Source organism: Streptomyces sp. a15 (assembly GCF_059026085.1).
Genome location: NZ_JBWLKM010000009.1, coordinates 1 through 14,264 on the forward strand (window position 1 = coordinate 1; position 14,264 = coordinate 14,264).

At 70.0% G+C, this 14,264-nt stretch carries 15 protein-coding genes; 6 read left to right on the top strand and 9 right to left on the bottom strand.

Annotated elements, in window-relative coordinates; all coding sequences use genetic code 11:
* Positions 1 to 296: 296 nt before the first annotated feature.
* The gene (locus AC5P09_RS12180) at positions 297 to 806 is read right to left on the bottom strand and encodes a flavin reductase family protein (protein WP_493873876.1); all 510 of its coding nucleotides are present in this window, start codon (positions 804 to 806) and stop codon (positions 297 to 299) included.
* 207 nt (positions 807 to 1,013) lie between these two features.
* On the bottom strand, positions 1,014 to 1,427 hold the full coding sequence (locus tag AC5P09_RS12185; RefSeq protein ID WP_493874035.1) for a TlpA family protein disulfide reductase: 414 nt from the start codon (positions 1,425 to 1,427) through the stop codon (positions 1,014 to 1,016).
* 76 nt (positions 1,428 to 1,503) lie between these two features.
* Here AC5P09_RS12185 and AC5P09_RS12190 point away from each other — a divergent pair, with 76 nt between their 5' ends.
* Together AC5P09_RS12190 and AC5P09_RS12195 are read left to right on the top strand one after the other, a co-directional pair.
* Positions 1,504 to 1,920 carry a DUF4395 domain-containing protein gene (locus AC5P09_RS12190; protein ID WP_493873877.1) on the top strand — a complete coding sequence of 139 codons (417 nt, stop codon included), beginning with the start codon at positions 1,504 to 1,506 and terminating at the stop codon, positions 1,918 to 1,920.
* 191 nt (positions 1,921 to 2,111) lie between these two features.
* Positions 2,112 to 2,840: a lysophospholipid acyltransferase family protein gene (locus AC5P09_RS12195; protein ID WP_266444620.1), complete on the top strand. Its 729-nt coding sequence runs from the start codon at positions 2,112 to 2,114 to the stop codon at positions 2,838 to 2,840.
* 24 nt (positions 2,841 to 2,864) lie between these two features.
* Here AC5P09_RS12195 and AC5P09_RS12200 read toward each other — a convergent pair whose 3' ends face one another.
* From AC5P09_RS12200 to AC5P09_RS12220, 5 genes are all read right to left on the bottom strand, one after another.
* On the bottom strand, positions 2,865 to 3,560 hold the full coding sequence (locus tag AC5P09_RS12200; RefSeq protein ID WP_493873878.1) for a B3/B4 domain-containing protein: 696 nt from the start codon (positions 3,558 to 3,560) through the stop codon (positions 2,865 to 2,867).
* Between the two features lie 8 nt (positions 3,561 to 3,568).
* Positions 3,569 to 4,141: a transglutaminase domain-containing protein gene (locus AC5P09_RS12205; protein WP_493873879.1), complete on the bottom strand. Its 573-nt coding sequence runs from the start codon at positions 4,139 to 4,141 to the stop codon at positions 3,569 to 3,571.
* Positions 4,142 to 4,230: 89 nt separating this feature from the next.
* Positions 4,231 to 5,301: a threonine aldolase family protein gene (locus AC5P09_RS12210; RefSeq protein ID WP_493873880.1), complete on the bottom strand. Its 1,071-nt coding sequence runs from the start codon at positions 5,299 to 5,301 to the stop codon at positions 4,231 to 4,233.
* Between the two features lie 11 nt (positions 5,302 to 5,312).
* Positions 5,313 to 6,059 (bottom strand): SDR family NAD(P)-dependent oxidoreductase, encoded by a 747-nt coding sequence (locus AC5P09_RS12215; RefSeq protein WP_493873881.1) that lies wholly within the window; start codon positions 6,057 to 6,059, stop codon positions 5,313 to 5,315.
* A gap of 50 nt (positions 6,060 to 6,109) precedes the next feature.
* Positions 6,110 to 7,507, bottom strand: a complete 1,398-nt coding sequence (locus tag AC5P09_RS12220; RefSeq protein WP_493873882.1) for a DUF6421 family protein — start codon at positions 7,505 to 7,507, stop codon at positions 6,110 to 6,112.
* Between the two features lie 283 nt (positions 7,508 to 7,790).
* On the opposite strand from AC5P09_RS12220, the gene AC5P09_RS12225 reads away from it, so the two are divergent.
* Complete coding sequence (locus AC5P09_RS12225) at positions 7,791 to 8,474, top strand: glycerophosphodiester phosphodiesterase (RefSeq protein ID WP_411147959.1); 684 nt, start codon at positions 7,791 to 7,793, stop codon at positions 8,472 to 8,474.
* 48 nt (positions 8,475 to 8,522) lie between these two features.
* Here the strand turns inward: AC5P09_RS12225 and AC5P09_RS12230 are convergent, their stop codons facing one another.
* On the bottom strand, positions 8,523 to 9,053 hold the full coding sequence (locus AC5P09_RS12230; protein ID WP_493873883.1) for a GNAT family N-acetyltransferase: 531 nt from the start codon (positions 9,051 to 9,053) through the stop codon (positions 8,523 to 8,525).
* A 71-nt stretch (positions 9,054 to 9,124) separates the two neighbouring features.
* On the opposite strand from AC5P09_RS12230, the gene AC5P09_RS12235 reads away from it, so the two are divergent.
* From AC5P09_RS12235 to AC5P09_RS12245, 3 genes are all read left to right on the top strand, one after another.
* On the top strand, positions 9,125 to 9,517 hold the full coding sequence (locus tag AC5P09_RS12235; protein WP_493873884.1) for a VOC family protein: 393 nt from the start codon (positions 9,125 to 9,127) through the stop codon (positions 9,515 to 9,517).
* A gap of 121 nt (positions 9,518 to 9,638) precedes the next feature.
* A complete protein-coding gene (locus AC5P09_RS12240) occupies positions 9,639 to 10,406 on the top strand; it encodes a VOC family protein (RefSeq protein ID WP_493873885.1) in 768 nt (255 codons plus the stop codon).
* Between the two features lie 106 nt (positions 10,407 to 10,512).
* Positions 10,513 to 11,565 carry an aldo/keto reductase gene (locus AC5P09_RS12245; protein ID WP_493873886.1) on the top strand — a complete coding sequence of 351 codons (1,053 nt, stop codon included), beginning with the start codon at positions 10,513 to 10,515 and terminating at the stop codon, positions 11,563 to 11,565.
* A 30-nt stretch (positions 11,566 to 11,595) separates the two neighbouring features.
* Here the strand turns inward: AC5P09_RS12245 and AC5P09_RS12250 are convergent, their stop codons facing one another.
* Positions 11,596 to 14,172: a cellulosome protein gene (locus tag AC5P09_RS12250; protein WP_493873887.1), complete on the bottom strand. Its 2,577-nt coding sequence runs from the start codon at positions 14,170 to 14,172 to the stop codon at positions 11,596 to 11,598.
* Positions 14,173 to 14,264 lie beyond the last annotated feature (92 nt).

Sequence of the window (14,264 nt, forward strand, 5' to 3'; positions counted from 1 at the left end):
GTCAGGTCATCGGCGAAGTGCCGGTCGCCAGTGGCGTCGGGCACGTACTTCACAGTGACAACGATCCTCAAGCTCACGCCGGCTCTCCTACTGCATCGTCAGTTTTCGGCTGCCTACTTGCAGGCAGCATAGGCGCCCCAAGCGGCCGATCCCGGTCGGAGCGACCCGCGCTCCGACCGAAATATTACTCGTCAGTACACCCAGTTCGTTCCCGCTAAGCAAGCGCTTTGAACTGTGACCTTTGCAACGCAGCGTAATCGGAACTCGACCGCTTCGCAGAAGAGGGGTCGCGCCGATCAGTCGCGCAGCCCGTGGAACCGCCCCTGGTGGTAGAGCAGCGGGCGGCCGGGACCCGTGGAGTCGCCGAGGACGACCTCGGCCAGCACGAGGCGGTGGTCGCCGGCGGGCACCCGGGCGACGATCCGGCACAGCAGCCAGGCCTGGACGTCGTCGAGGACGGGAACGCCCTCGGGGCCCTCGCGCCAGGCGGTCGCCGCGCCGAAGCGGTCGGCGCCGCTGCGGGCGAAGGTGGCGGCCAGGTCCTGCTGGTGCTCGCCGAGTATGTGCACCCCGACGTGGTCGGTCTCGGCCACCGCGGGCCAACTGGAGGCGCCGGTGCCGATGCCGAAGGACAACAGCGGGGGTTCGGCGGAGACCGAGGTGAGGGAGGTGGCCGTGAATCCGACGGGGCCGGCGTCACCGCGGGCGGTGATCACGGCGACTCCCGCCGCGTGCCGCCGGAAGACCGAGCGGAGCAGGTCGGGCGAGGCGAGCCGGGTGGCGTCGAGGTCGGGCGTGGCCGTCATGGAGCTGTCCTTCTGCGAGGAGTGGCGGGGGCGTCCTTGGCTGCTCAACAGCCCGGACAGCGCGCGCTCGCGTTGCGGGCCAGGTCGACATGGACCCGCCCGAAGAGAAGGAGTTCCGAAGGCATACGGTCAGGCTGACGATAGGTGGTGCGCACAGTCAAGTACGTCCCGGCATATGGGAGGTGGCTCACCCCCGGTCTCCTGCCCTCAGACCGCCTCTCCCAACGCGGCGATCACGTCGGCCTTGCGCGGCTGTCCGACCGCCCGTCGTACGACCCGGCCGTCGGCGTCCAGGACCAGCACGGTCGGGGTCTTGAGGATGTCGAGTTCCCTAACCAGCTCCAGCCGCTCCTCGGCGTCGATCTCGACGTGGGTCACGCCGGGGACCATGTCGGCCACCTCGCCGAGGACTCGTCGGGTTGCCCGGCAGGGGGCGCAGAAGGCGCTGGAGAACTGGACGAGCGTGGCGCGCTCGCCGAGCGGGCCACCGAGTTCGGCCACGCCGAGCCGTTTTCCGTCGTCGCGCCCGCGCATCCGTACTCTCCCGCTCCGCTGCCGATGCAGCACTCCGTAGGCGCTCGCCGCCGCGAGCACCGCCACGCACACCACAAGTCCGGTCATCTTCTGCGCCAGCATTCACGAGACTGCAAAGATTCCCGCCTCCCCTGGATCCGTCCGCTGCGGAATCCTTGATCCCATGGACATCGATGCAAGGGGGCCGCGCTTCGGGGCGGCCGTGACGACCGTCGTGCTGGCGGTCGTGCTGATCACGGGGAGCGCCTGGCTGCTGGCCTGGCAGACCCTGGCGTTCGCGCTGGGCGCGGCGGGCGGGGTGGGGCGTTCACCGTACGGCCGGCTGTTCCGCCGGGCCGTGCGGCCGCGGCTCGGGCCGCCCACCGAGTTCGAGGCGCCCGAGCCGCCGAGGTTCGCCCAGGCGGTGGGACTGGTCTTCGCGGGCCTGGGCCTCGTCGGCTTCACCCTGGGTCCGGAGTGGCTGGGACTCGCCGCCACGGGGGCCGCGCTCGCCGCCGCCTTCCTGAATGCGGCGTTCGGGTACTGCCTGGGGTGCGAGATGTACCTGCTTGTACGTCGGGTAACGGTACGCACGGAGTAAAGGCGGCTTAAAAGCCCGAGGTGGATCACTGGGTGGACGTGACGAGAATCTCGCCCTCGACGGGAACGAAGACTGGCTCCCGGTCCGTTCTTGGGGCACGATCTGCGAGATGCCGTAAACCTACGGCTGCGTAGCTTTCCCGCCGGGAGTTTCCTTTTCCCAGGCAGAGAATGGAAGGGTCCACTCCGTCCATGGCAGAGCTTGTCTACCGTCCCGTCGTCGGTCTCGCCCAGGCGTTGTTCAAGGTGTGGGACCTCAAGATCGACTGCAAGGGTTCGGAAAACATCCCGCGCTCGGGCGGCGCCGTGCTGGTGAGCAACCACATCAGCTACCTGGACTTCATCTTCGACGGACTCGCGGCGCTCCCGCAGAAACGTCTTGTTCGCTTCATGGCGAAGGAGTCTGTTTTCCGCCACAAGGTCTCCGGCCCGCTGATGCGCGGGATGAAGCACATCCCGGTGGACCGCAACCAGGGCGAGACGGCGTACGCCCACGCGCTGGACTCGCTCAGGTCCGGCGAGATCGTGGGCGTCTTCCCGGAGGCGACGATCTCGCCGTCGTTCACGCTGAAGAGCTTCAAGTCGGGCGCCGCGCGCATGGCCCAGGAGGCGGGCGTACCGCTGATCCCGGTGGCGCTGTGGGGCACCCAGCGGCTGTGGACCAAGGGGCACCCACGCAACTTCAAGCGCAGCCACACCCCCATCACCATCCGCGTCGGCGAGGCGATCGAGGCCTCCCGGGACAAGTACGCCGGTGCGATCACCCGGCAGGTGCGCGAGCGGGTGAACGAGCTGCTGGAGGCGGCCCAGCGCGCCTACCCGGTCCGCCCCAAGGACGCGGACGACACCTGGTGGATGCCGGCCCATCTGGGCGGCACCGCGCCGACCCCGGAGCAGGTCCGCGAGGCCGAGGCGCGCTGATCCGCCACGCTCCGCCGGGGCGGGTCAGGACACCGGGGACCCGACCGCGATCCGGGCTCCCGGACTGAACTTCTCCAGCAGCTCGGCGAGTTCGGCCGCCGCCGCCTCGACGTCGGCGACCGGCATCGGGGCCAGGCTCTCCAGCAGGAAGATCCCGGAGACTGTGTCCTCGGTGAGCCGGGTGCGCGGCCCCTGGCGCCAGTTCCAGCGGCGGCAGGTCACGCCCGCGTCGTCGCGCCACACCACCTCCCCCGCGTCGGGGTGTTCGACGACCTCCTCGCCGCCGGCGACGGTCACGAAGTCCTCGTCCCCGGTGGCCCGCACGAGACGCATGCCTCCCTGGATACGGTCGACGTCCTCGCCGCCGACGGGGATCAGGTGGGCGACGCTGATCGCGTTGTAGAGGTCGACCAACAGGTTGATCCGCGGCAGCCCGCCGTCCGACAGGGCCCTCTTCGCCAGCGCCTCCGCGGAGTTGCGGGTCCGCGAGGGCTTCGACCCGAACGCCGTGTAGGCCTCGCGCCAGGCGGCCATGTGCGCGTCCTCGCGCGGGGCGCGCCCGTCCAGTCGTGCGGCGAGCCGGCGGGCCGCGTCGTCGAGGAGGGCGGAACTGGCGTCGGTGCTGGGGCCGTTGACGAGGCCGTGCGCCTGGATCGCGAGGTGGGTGAAGCCGGGCGCGAGAGCGCGCACCTCGTCGGACACGGTCAGGGTGAGAGTCATCGCCTGCCTCAGAGTGCGGTGGGGAGGGTCTTCCAGAGGTACGCCCGGTCGGGGGCGGCCTGGAGTACGCCGAGGACGACCGGGTGGGGTTCAGCGTACAGGACTGGGTAGTCCAGCTCATTGGACTCCGGGTCGGGTGTGAAGGCCAGCTGCTCGCCGTCGAGGGAGAACTGGGCGTTCACCCCGGGCTTGTTGCCGCGGGGGTCCTGTCGATGCCAGGCGCCGTTGAAGCGCACGGCGACCAGGCCGTGCACCTCCTCGAACTTCTGGTAGCACAGGGCCGTCGGGATGTCCTCGGCCCGCAGCAGCGCGGCCAGCGCGTGCGCCTTCGCGTAGCAGATACCGGTGCCCTGCTCCAGGACGTCGGAGGCACGCCAGGTGACGCGAAGGTCACCGCTGTCGGCGGAGTGCGGGATGGTGTCGCGCACGAACTCGAAGGCCAGCCGCGCATAGGCATACGAGTCCTCCGCCTGCCTGGCGAGACGCGCGGCCGTGTCGCGCACGATCGGCTGGTCATGGTCGATGACCTCGTCGGCGGCCAGATACGCGGACAGGTCGGGGGTGTTCTGGATCAGCTCCATGCCTGCAGAGCATAGGAAAGCGATCACCCGTGAGTCAATGACTTTTCAGGTGACCGCATACCTATGCAAGCTCGCGGGTCCCGCGTCGGCTAGCGCGCCATCTCCTCCTTCAGCGCCGCCACGAACGCGTCCACGTCGTCCTCCGTGGTGTCGAACGCGCACATCCAGCGCACGACACCCGCGGTCTCGTCCCAGAAGTAGAACCGGAACCGCTCCTGCAGACGCACGCTCACCTCGTGAGGGAGTCGCGCGAAGACGCCGTTGGCCTGCACCGGGTAGAGGATCTCCACGCCGTGCACGGCCCGTACGCCCTCGGCGAGCCGTTGGGCCATCTCGTTGGCGTGGCGGGCGTTGCGCAGCCACAGGTCCTTGGCGAGCAGGGCCTCCAACTGGACCGACACGAAGCGCATCTTGGAGGCGAGCTGCATGGACAGCTTGCGCAGGTGCTTCATGTGGCTGACGGCGTCCTGGTCGATGACGACGACCGCCTCGCCGAACAGAGCGCCGTTCTTCGTGCCGCCCAGGGAGAGGATGTCGACGCCCACCGCGTTGGTGAACGTCCGCATCGGGACGTTCAGTGAGGCCGCCGCGTTGGCGATGCGCGAGCCGTCCAGGTGGACCTTCATGCCGCGCGCGTGGGCGTGGTCGCAGATCGCGCGGATCTCGTCGGGCGTGTAGAGGGTGCCCAGTTCCGTGCTCTGGGTGATCGAGACGACCTGCGGCATCGCACGGTGCTCGTCCTCCCAGCCGTACGCCTGCCGGTCGATCAGCTCGGGCGTGAGCTTGCCGTCGGGTGTCGGCACGGTGAGCAGCTTGAGGCCGCCCATGCGCTCGGGGGCGCCGCCCTCGTCGACGTGGATGTGCGCGCTCTCGGCGCAGATCACCGCGCCCCAGCGGTCGGTGACCGCCTGGAGCGCGACGACGTTGGCGCCGGTGCCGTTGAAGACCGGGAACGCCTGGGCCGTAGAGCCGAAGTGGCTGCGGACGATCCGCTGGAGGTTCTCGGTGTAGTCGTCCTCGCCGTACGCGACCTGGTGCCCGCCGTTGGCCAGGGCCAGGGCGGCGAGCACCTCCGGGTGGGCCCCGGCGTAGTTGTCGCTGGCGAAGCCGCGAACGTCCGGGTCGTGGTGGCGCCGGGCGTCGGTCCTCGGTGGGTTCACAGCTTCTCGTATCACGGCTTCTCGGTCAGCCACAGACGCTTTCCGTTCACTTCTGCGGCGGGCTTCTCCCAGACCCCGACGATCTCCTCGGCCAGGTCCTTGACGTCGGTGAAGCCCGCGAACCTCGCGTTGGGGCGCTCGGCGCGCATCGCCTCGTGCACCAACGCCTTCACCACCAGGATGGCAGCGGCGGACCTCGGCCCGTCGCCGCCCCCGGCCTTGCGGAAGGCGTCGGCCAGCGCGAGCGTCCAGGCCTCGGCGGCGGCCTTGGCGGCGGCGTAGGCGGCGTTGCCCGCGGTGGGCTTCGAGGCGCCGGCCGCGCTGATGAGCAGGTACCGCCCGCGCTCGCTGCGCTGAAGCCCCTCGAAGAAGGCCAGCGAGGTGTGCTGCACGGTGCGGATGAGCAGCAGCTCCAGGAAGTCCCAGTCGTCCAGGCTCGTCTTGACGAACGTCTCGCTGCCGCGCCAGCCGCCGACGAGGTGGACCAGGCCGTCGATCCGGCCGAACTCCTTCTCGGTACGGACGGCCCAGTCCCGGGTCGAGCCCAGGTCGAGCAGGTCGACGGTCTCGCCGGTGACGGTGGCGCCGCCGGCGCTGTAGCGCGCCGCGTCCACGGCCTCCGCCAGCCGCTCCGGGTCGTTGTCCGCGCCGACGACGGTCGCTCCCGCCTCGGCGAGCCTGAGCAGCGTCGCCCGCCCCGCGGGTCCGCCCGCGCCGGCCACGGCGATCACCGCACCGCTGAGAGCCCCATTCCCCATGATCTTCGCCTCCTGAGCAGTGTGCGCTGGTTCGCCGTGCACGCGATCGCTCACGCGGCGACCCGTTCGGCACTCTCCGCCGTGATGCCCTTGGTGGAGGCGATCACGTTCTTCAGCTTCTTGGAGAGGGCCTCATAGAACATGCTCAGGGGAAACTCGTCCGGAAGCACGTCATCCACGAGTTTTCGCGGCGGCTGGCTCAGGTCGAGGGCGTCGGGGCCCTTGGCCCAGCGGGAGCCGGGGTGCGGGGCGAGGTAGGTGGAGACCAGCTCGTAGCCGGCGAACCAGTGGACGAGCTTGGGGCGGTCGATGCCCTCGCGGTAGAGCTGCTCGATGTCGGCGCACAGCTGGTTGGTGACCTGGGGCGCGCGCTGCCAGTCGATGAACAGCTTGTTGTCGGTCCAGCGGACGACGTCGTGCTTGTGGAGGTAGGCGAACAGGAGCTGGCCGCCGAGGCCGTCGTAGTTGCGCACGCGCTCGCCGGTGACCGGGAAGCGGAACATGCGGTCGAACAGCACGGCGTACTGCACGTCACGGGCCTGCGGGATGCCGTCGGCGTCCAGCTTCACGGCCTCCCTGAAGGCGGTGAGGTCGCAGCGCAACTCCTCGAGGCCGTACATCCAGAACGGCTGGCGCTGCTTGATCATGAACGGGTCGAAGGGCAGGTCGCCGTGGCTGTGGGTGCGGTCGTGGACCATGTCCCACAGGACGAAGGCCTCCTCGCAGCGCTTCTGGTCGTGGACCATGTCGGCGACGTCCTCGGGCAGCTCCAGGCCCAGGATGTCCACCGCGGCGGCGGTCACCCGGCGGAAGCGGGCGGCCTCGCGGTCGCAGAAGATCCCGCCCCAGCTGAACCGCTCGGGTGCCTCGCGCACGGCGATGGTCTCGGGGAAGAGCACGGCGGAGTTGGTGTCGTAGCCGGCCGTGAAGTCCTCGAAGGTGATGCCGCAGAACAGCGGGTTGTCGTAGCGGGTGCGCTCCAGCTCGGCCAGCCAGTCCGGCCAGACCATGCGCAGGACGACCGCTTCGAGGTTGCGGTCCGGGTTGCCGTTCTGCGTGTACATCGGGAAGACGACCAGGTGCTGGAGGCCGTCCGCGCGGCTCGCGGCGGGCTGGAAGGCCAGCAGCGAATCGAGGAAGTCGGGGACTCGGAAGCCGCCGTCCGCCCAGCGGCGAAGATCCTTCACCAGCGCCTGGTGGTAGGCGCTGTCGTGCGGGAGCAGCAGGGAGAGCTCCTCGACGGCGTTGACGACCCGCCGTACGGCGCGTTCGGCGTCCGCCGTGTCAGGAGCGCCCTCGGCGTCGAAGTCGATCGACCCGTCCTTGGACTGCCATGGCCGGATCTGCTCCACGGCATCCTTGAGCACGGGCCACGCCGGATGCTCCACCACCCTGGCCGCGGGAGGAACCTGGTCCTCCGAACCCACCTGCACAAGAATTTCCGTCATGTCCCATCCTCCACGGGAGAACCTCGCGTCAGGACACCGTATGCACAGGGGGTTTCTCCCAGCAAGTCCACCCTCGGGAAATTATCCCGCGCCACCCCGATGGTCACAGGATATTTTCCTGCCTGACACGCGCACCGCAACTCCTTCCGCTTCGTACACCCGCTCCCGTCGCCGGACCGGGTCCATCGCGGGGCGAGGCCGTTAGGCTGCGATCTGCCCGCGCGCCCGTCCGCCCCGGCCCGCGCGAGCTGCCGAGCCGCCCCCGACGGAAGCGAGTCGAACCTTGAACTTCCTCACCATCGGTCACCGCGGAGTCATGGGTGTCGAACCCGAGAACACCCTCCGTTCCTTCGTCGCCGCCGAGCAGGCGGGCCTCGACGTCATCGAACTCGATCTGCACCTGAGCAAGGACGGCGCCCTCGTCGTGATGCACGACACCGAGGTGGACCGTACGACCGACGGCACCGGCCCGATCGCCGAGCAGACCCTCGACGAGCTGCGCGCTCTGGACGCGGGTTGCGGCGAGCGGGTCCCGGTGTTCGAGGAGGTGCTGGACGGCGTGCGCGCGCCCTTGCAGGCCGAGATCAAGGACGTGGCGGCGGCGCGCGCGCTGGCGGAGGTCATGCACCGCCGGGACCTGGTCGCCCGCGTGGAGGTGTCCTCGTTCCACGACGAGGCGATCGCCGAGATCGCCCGGCTGGTGCCCGGCGTACGGACCGCGCTCATCGGCAGCCGGTTCGGCCCCGACATCGTGGACCGCGCGGTCGCGGCCGGTGCCGCGACCGTCTGCCTGAACATCCGCCGGCTCACGCTGGAGGTCGTGGAACACGCGCGCAAGGCCGACCTCAAGATCATCGGCTGGGTGGTGAACACGCAGGACCACCTGCGGCTCGTACGGGCCCTGGAGCTGGACGGCGCGACCACCGACTACCCGGAGATCAAACGCACCGGCCGCTTCACGGCGTGACGATGAAAGGCCAGACGATGACCGGCCTGACGATGACCGGCGTATCGACTATGCGAGTTCCTTGACCAGCATCTCGAACTGCAGGTCGTCGCGCTGCGGAATCCCGAAGCGCTCGTCGCCGTACGGGAAGGGGGTCATCTCTCCCGTACGGCGGTAGCCGCGGCGCTCGTACCAGGCGATGAGGTCGTCGCGTACGGAGATCACGGTCATGTGCATCTCCGTGACGCCCCAGGTCTCGCGGGCGATCCGCTCCGCCTCCGCGATGATCACCTTGCCGAGGCCCGCGCCCTGGAGCGCCGGGCTGACCGCGAACATCCCGAAGTAGGCGTGGACGCCCCGGTGTTCGAGCTGGCAGCAGGCGACGACCCGTCCGTCGCGTTCGACCGTGAGCAGCCGGCTGTCGGGCGACTTGATGACCTCCAGCACGCCCTCCGGATCCGTCCGCTGTCCTTCGAGGATGTCCGCCTCGGTGGTCCACCCGCTGCGGCTGTCGTCCCCGCGGTACGCCGACTCGATCAGCGCGACGAGCGCGTCCACGTCGGCGTCGGTGGCATCGCGGAAGGTCAGGGCGGTTTCCATGGTCGGCTCTCCGGTTCTCGGGCGGCTCGGGCACCGACGAGAGTAGCCCGCCGCCACTAGGCTCCGGATGCATGGTGCATGTACTGAGCGGCAGGACCCTGCTGCGCCCCACCGATCCGGAACGGTCCCGTGTCTTCTACGGCGAGCAGCTCGGGCTCGCCGTCCATCGAGAGTTCGGTACGGGCCCGCAGCACGGGACCGTCTACTTCCTCGGGGGCGGTTTCCTGGAGGTGTCCGGGCAGTCCGACGCGGCTCCGTCACCGGCCGTGCGGTTGTGGATGCAGGTCGAGGACGTGTCCGCGGCGTACGACGAGCTGCGGGCCAAGGGCGTCGAGATCGTCCGGCCGCCGGTGAAGGAGCCGTGGGGGCTGATCGAGATGTGGATCAGGGACCCGGACGGCACGCGGATCGTGCTGGTGGAGGTTCCGGCGGACCATCCGATGCGGTACCGGCCCGGGAGCTGAGCCACCGCACAGGTCACTCCCGGTCTGCCGAGACCGCTCCGCGCCGCCGGATGGCCGTGCCGACGGACCGGCGCTAGCGTGCGAAAGGAGACGCTCGCGTCGGGAGGAAGGCCGTGACGTCATGAAACTCGACAAGCCGGTGGCCGGCGGGCCGTGCTGGGCCGAGGTGGGAGCGCCGGACCTGACGGCGGCCAAGGAGTTCTACTCCGCCCTCTTCGGCTGGCGGACGGAGACGGACAGCCGGGAGGAGATGGGCGGCTACACCATCGCCTACCTCGGGCACCTCCCGGTCGCCGCGCTCGTCCCGCTGGGGGGCGAGGAGCCGCAGCCCGTCGTCTGGTACGTGACGTTCGCCGTGTCGGACGTGGACGCCACGGTGGAGAAGGTGAGGTCGGCGGGCGGCTCGGTGGTCTTCGAACCCGGGGACGTCCCCGGCATGGGCCGCTTCGCCTCCGTCACCGATCCGCAGGGCGCCGCCTTCCATCTGTGGCAGGCGGCGGGCTTCGAGGGCGCGGGTCTGCTCAACGCCCCCGGCTCGCTGGGCTGGGTGGAGCTGATGACCCGGGCTCCCGAGCGGGCCGTCGACTTCTACACGACGGTGTTCGGCTGGAGCGTCAACGCCTCGGAGTACTACACGCAGTGGGGCCTCGACGGCTCGGACTTCGGCGGCATGGTCACGATGGACGACAAGTTCCCGCACGAGGTGCCGCCGCACTGGCTGCCGTACTTCGCCGTGGCGGACGTGGACGCGGCCTCGGCCACGGCGACCGAGGCGGGCGGCACCATCCTGATGGAGCCGACGTCGGTGCCGGACGGTCCGCGGATCGCGGTGCTGCGGGATCGGGCCGGGGCGATGTTCGGCGTGTACATCGCGGGCTACGAACGCTGAGGACCTGCGCTTGCTGAGGACCTGCGCTTGCGTTGAAGTGCGCTTGCGTTGAAGTGCGCTCCAGCTCCTAGCGTCGTACGCACGATCTGCCTGAAGGGGAAAGTGCGTGCGTTACACACTGTTCGGCAAGACCGGTCTGCGCGTGAGCGAGCTGAGTCTCGGAGCGATGACCGTCGGGGACGACCTGGGCTGGGGTGCCGACAAGGAGACCAGCGCCCGGATCCTCGACGCCTACGCGGACGCCGGCGGCAACTTCGTCGACACGGCGAACATCTACACGGGCGGCAGTTCGGAGCGGATCCTCGGGGAACTGCTCGAAGGGCGGCGCGACGAGTTCGTCCTGGCCAGCAAGTACACCTGCGGGATCCGCGAAGGGGACGTCAACGCCGCGGGCAGCCACCGCAAGAACCTGGTGCAGTCGGTGGAGGCGAGCCTTGAGCGGCTGCGGACCGAACGGCTGGACGTCCTGTGGGTGCACGCCCGCGACAACTTCACGCCGGTCGAGGAGGTCATGCGGGCGCTCGACGACCTCGTACGGACCGGGAAGGTGCTGTACGTCGGCGTCTCGGACTGGCCCGCCTGGGAGATCGCGCAGGCCAACACCCTGGCCGAGCTGCGGGGTTGGACGGCGTTCGCGGGCTCGCAGCTGCGGTACAACCTGCTGGAGCGGACGCCGGAGCGTGAACTGCTCCCCCAGGCACGGGCGTTCGACCTCGCCGTGCTCGCCTGGGCGCCGCTGGCGGCCGGGAAGCTCACCGGCAAGTACCGCAGGGGCGAGTCGGGGCGGCTGGACCTCTGGGACGACAGGCCGACCTCTCAGGAGGAGGACGTCATCTCCGCCGTCCTGGACATCGCCGCGCAGGGCGGCTGGAGTCCCGCCCAAGTGGCCCTGGCCTGGCTGCTCGCACGCCCCGGCAACGTGGTGCCGATCGTCGCCGCCACCAAGGAGAGCCAGCTCGCCGACAACCTCGGCTGTGTGGACGTCCGGCTCGACGCCGACGCCGTGGCCCGGCTCGACGAGGTGAGCACCGTGTCGCTCGGGTTCCCGCACGACTTCGTACGGGAACCCGCCATCACCCGCAACATCTACGGCGACCGCTGGCCCGAGATCGCCGACCGGCGCTCGACCTACCGCCGCACCGCCACCGAGATCCTCTAGAACAGCGGGTCCTCTGGAACAGCGCGGCCTCTAGAACAGGGAGGTCACCGTGACCTGGTCGACGACAGGTGCGTAGGCGGAACGCTGACCGTACTGGTTGCGCGACTCGCCCCCGAAGTCGGGGAGTTCGTCGGCGGTGAAGGTGACCGTGTTGGTGCCCTGTTCCAGGGTGACGGGAACCGAGAGGTTCCAGAAGTTGTTGAAGTGGAAGGTGGTGGGGAACAGGACGCGGCGCGGGGCGGCTCCGTTGACGGAGATGTCGGCGTGGCGGCAGACGGGGTCGGGGTTGTAGTGCGTGGCGGGCGCCTGCTCGCCGTTGGCGTAGCGGACGGTCAGCGGGTGGCGTCCGGTGCGGTCCGCCGTCACGGTCAGCGTGAGCGCGTTGTCGGGGCCGCCGCCGATGCCGTCCACCGCCTTGCCGCCGGTGGCGTACGCGTATCCGGTCACCTTCGCGGTGCCGGTCAGGGCGCCCTCCTCGGCCGGGTGGGCCGTGCTGGGCAGCAGGCCGCGGGACGGGCCGACGCGCAGGCGGTCCACGACGAGGAGTTCCGAAGCGCCGGTGACGGTGAGCTTGTTGACGCCTCCGGCCAGGAAGAGCGGTACGGCGCCCCGCTCGACGCGGCCGACGTCCTCGCCGTTGACCGTGAGCAGACCTTCCCCGGGGCCGAGGACGTCGACGGTCACGCTCGCCTCGCCGTCGTCGGCCGCGTGCACCCAGAAGGTGTCCGTGCCCCCGCGCGGGAGTACGGCGGCGCCGGGCCCCGAGGCCCCGCGGTGCGCGTGGCTGACGACCGCTCCGCCGCCGAGGGACGCGTACTCGGCCTCGTACAGGGCGGTGCCGTCGTCGGCGCGCAGGGCGAGGTCCAGCTTGTCGACGACCGCGTCGCCCTTCGTGACGCCGAGCTCCGGGTCCTGCGCGGCGAGCGTGATGCGGTGCCTGCCCGCGGTGAGCTCGACCCGGGTGTCGGTGTGGCCCCACACCGCCCACTTGTAGCCGAGCGGCAGCCGCAGTTCGCGCGGAGCCTCGCCGTCCACGCGCAGGAAGACGTTGGTGGGGCCGAACTCCCTTACCAGCTCGGCCTGGTTGTGGGAGTTGGCGAACACGCTGACGTCGTACGTCCCGTCGTGCGGGACCTCGACGTCGAAGGCGAGCACGCCGTCGGAACCGGTGCGCAGGCCGCCCACGTGGTAGCCGCCCGAGGTGGCGAACCTGTCGACGTCGGAGGGGGATCCCTCGGGTCCGTTCTTCGAGTGGCCGGTGCCCGTGTAGGTGGCGTCCTCGGCCTCGTAGGTCCGCCGCCACCGGATCGTGGGCGGCAGGGACGCGGCTTGGTTGCCGCCGGGCGACAGGACGGCCTGGTAGGCGGACATCGCGTCGAGGTCGCTCACCGGCAGGGTCACCCGACCGTCCACGACCGGCAGTTCCTCGTCCCGCAGCCGCAACGGCTGGGCGCTCGCGCCGACTTGCCCCGTCCAGGGGATCTCGTGGAGCCGTAGGTGCACGGTCGTGCCGAAGACATCGGGGTCGACGCCCTCGAAGACGACGTCCGCGGTGCCTCCCGCGCCGCCGAACAGCACGCGGGCCTGCCGCTTGGCCGTGTCCAGCGTGGCGACGCCCTGGAGGGTGTACTGCACGTTGGGATGCGGGGCCACGACCCGGACGGTGTTGCCGGTCAGCTGCCCGTAGGCGTTGAACAGCCACCACTGGCCGTTGGCCTTGTTCGCCTCCACCGCCGAGTCGTTGAGGTTGCCGGCGATGTTCCAGTACGCCAGGTCGGCGTCGACCTTGGACTCCTCGATCGCGGAGATCCACTGCACCATCTGGCCGGGGACGGACACGTGGTAGTTGTGCGCGTACTCGTTGAGGTTGACCGGCAGCGGCCCGATACCCAACTCCCGCTCCATCTCCCGGTACTTGGCGACGTTCGTGCGGACCTCGGCCGGTGACGACAGCTCGTGCCAGGTGATCACGTCGGGCAGCACGTCGTGCTCCTTGGCGAACTCCAGGAAGCCTCGGACCTCGGGATACAGGATGCAGGTGTTGGGGCCGGCGACGCGGGCGTCGGGGTCGAGGCCCTTGATGAGGTGGTACGTCTTCTTCCAGGCCGCGAAGTAGTGCCGCGGGTCGGTGCGCCAGGAGACCCCGTCGTAGCTCCACTCCCCCTCGCCGAACATGTTGCCCTCGGGTTCGTTGAACGGGACGTACACGACGTGGGACCTGTCCGGGCCGAGGGACAGGACGTGCTCCACCTGACGGCGGACGATCTCCAGGAAACCGGCCAGCCGTTCCTCGCCGTCGGCGCCGGGCCACTCGTACGGGAAGCCGCGGTAGAAGTCGGGCAGGTAGACGTACACGTCCTGGCCGCCGGCCGCGACGAAGGGCGGCAGGATCTCCAGGGCGTCGCCGCCGGGGTGCTGGATGCCGTCCTGGGCCTTGGTGGTGACCGTACGGACGTACATGCCCTCGACGAGGGTGCGACTGGGCACCCCGTCGCCGTACAGGCCGTAGAGGGTTCCGCTCGCGCCGCCGTGGAAGGGGCCGGTCTCGGTGCCGAGGTCAACGGTGAGGGTGTCGGAGGCGGGCGTCTCGGCTGTCACGGCATCCATCCTTCGTCCGGTATGTCGTACGCCGATCGATGATCCGAACCGGCCTGGTCGAACGTAGGAACCAGGTGCCGGTCACGTCAATGGCGCACCAC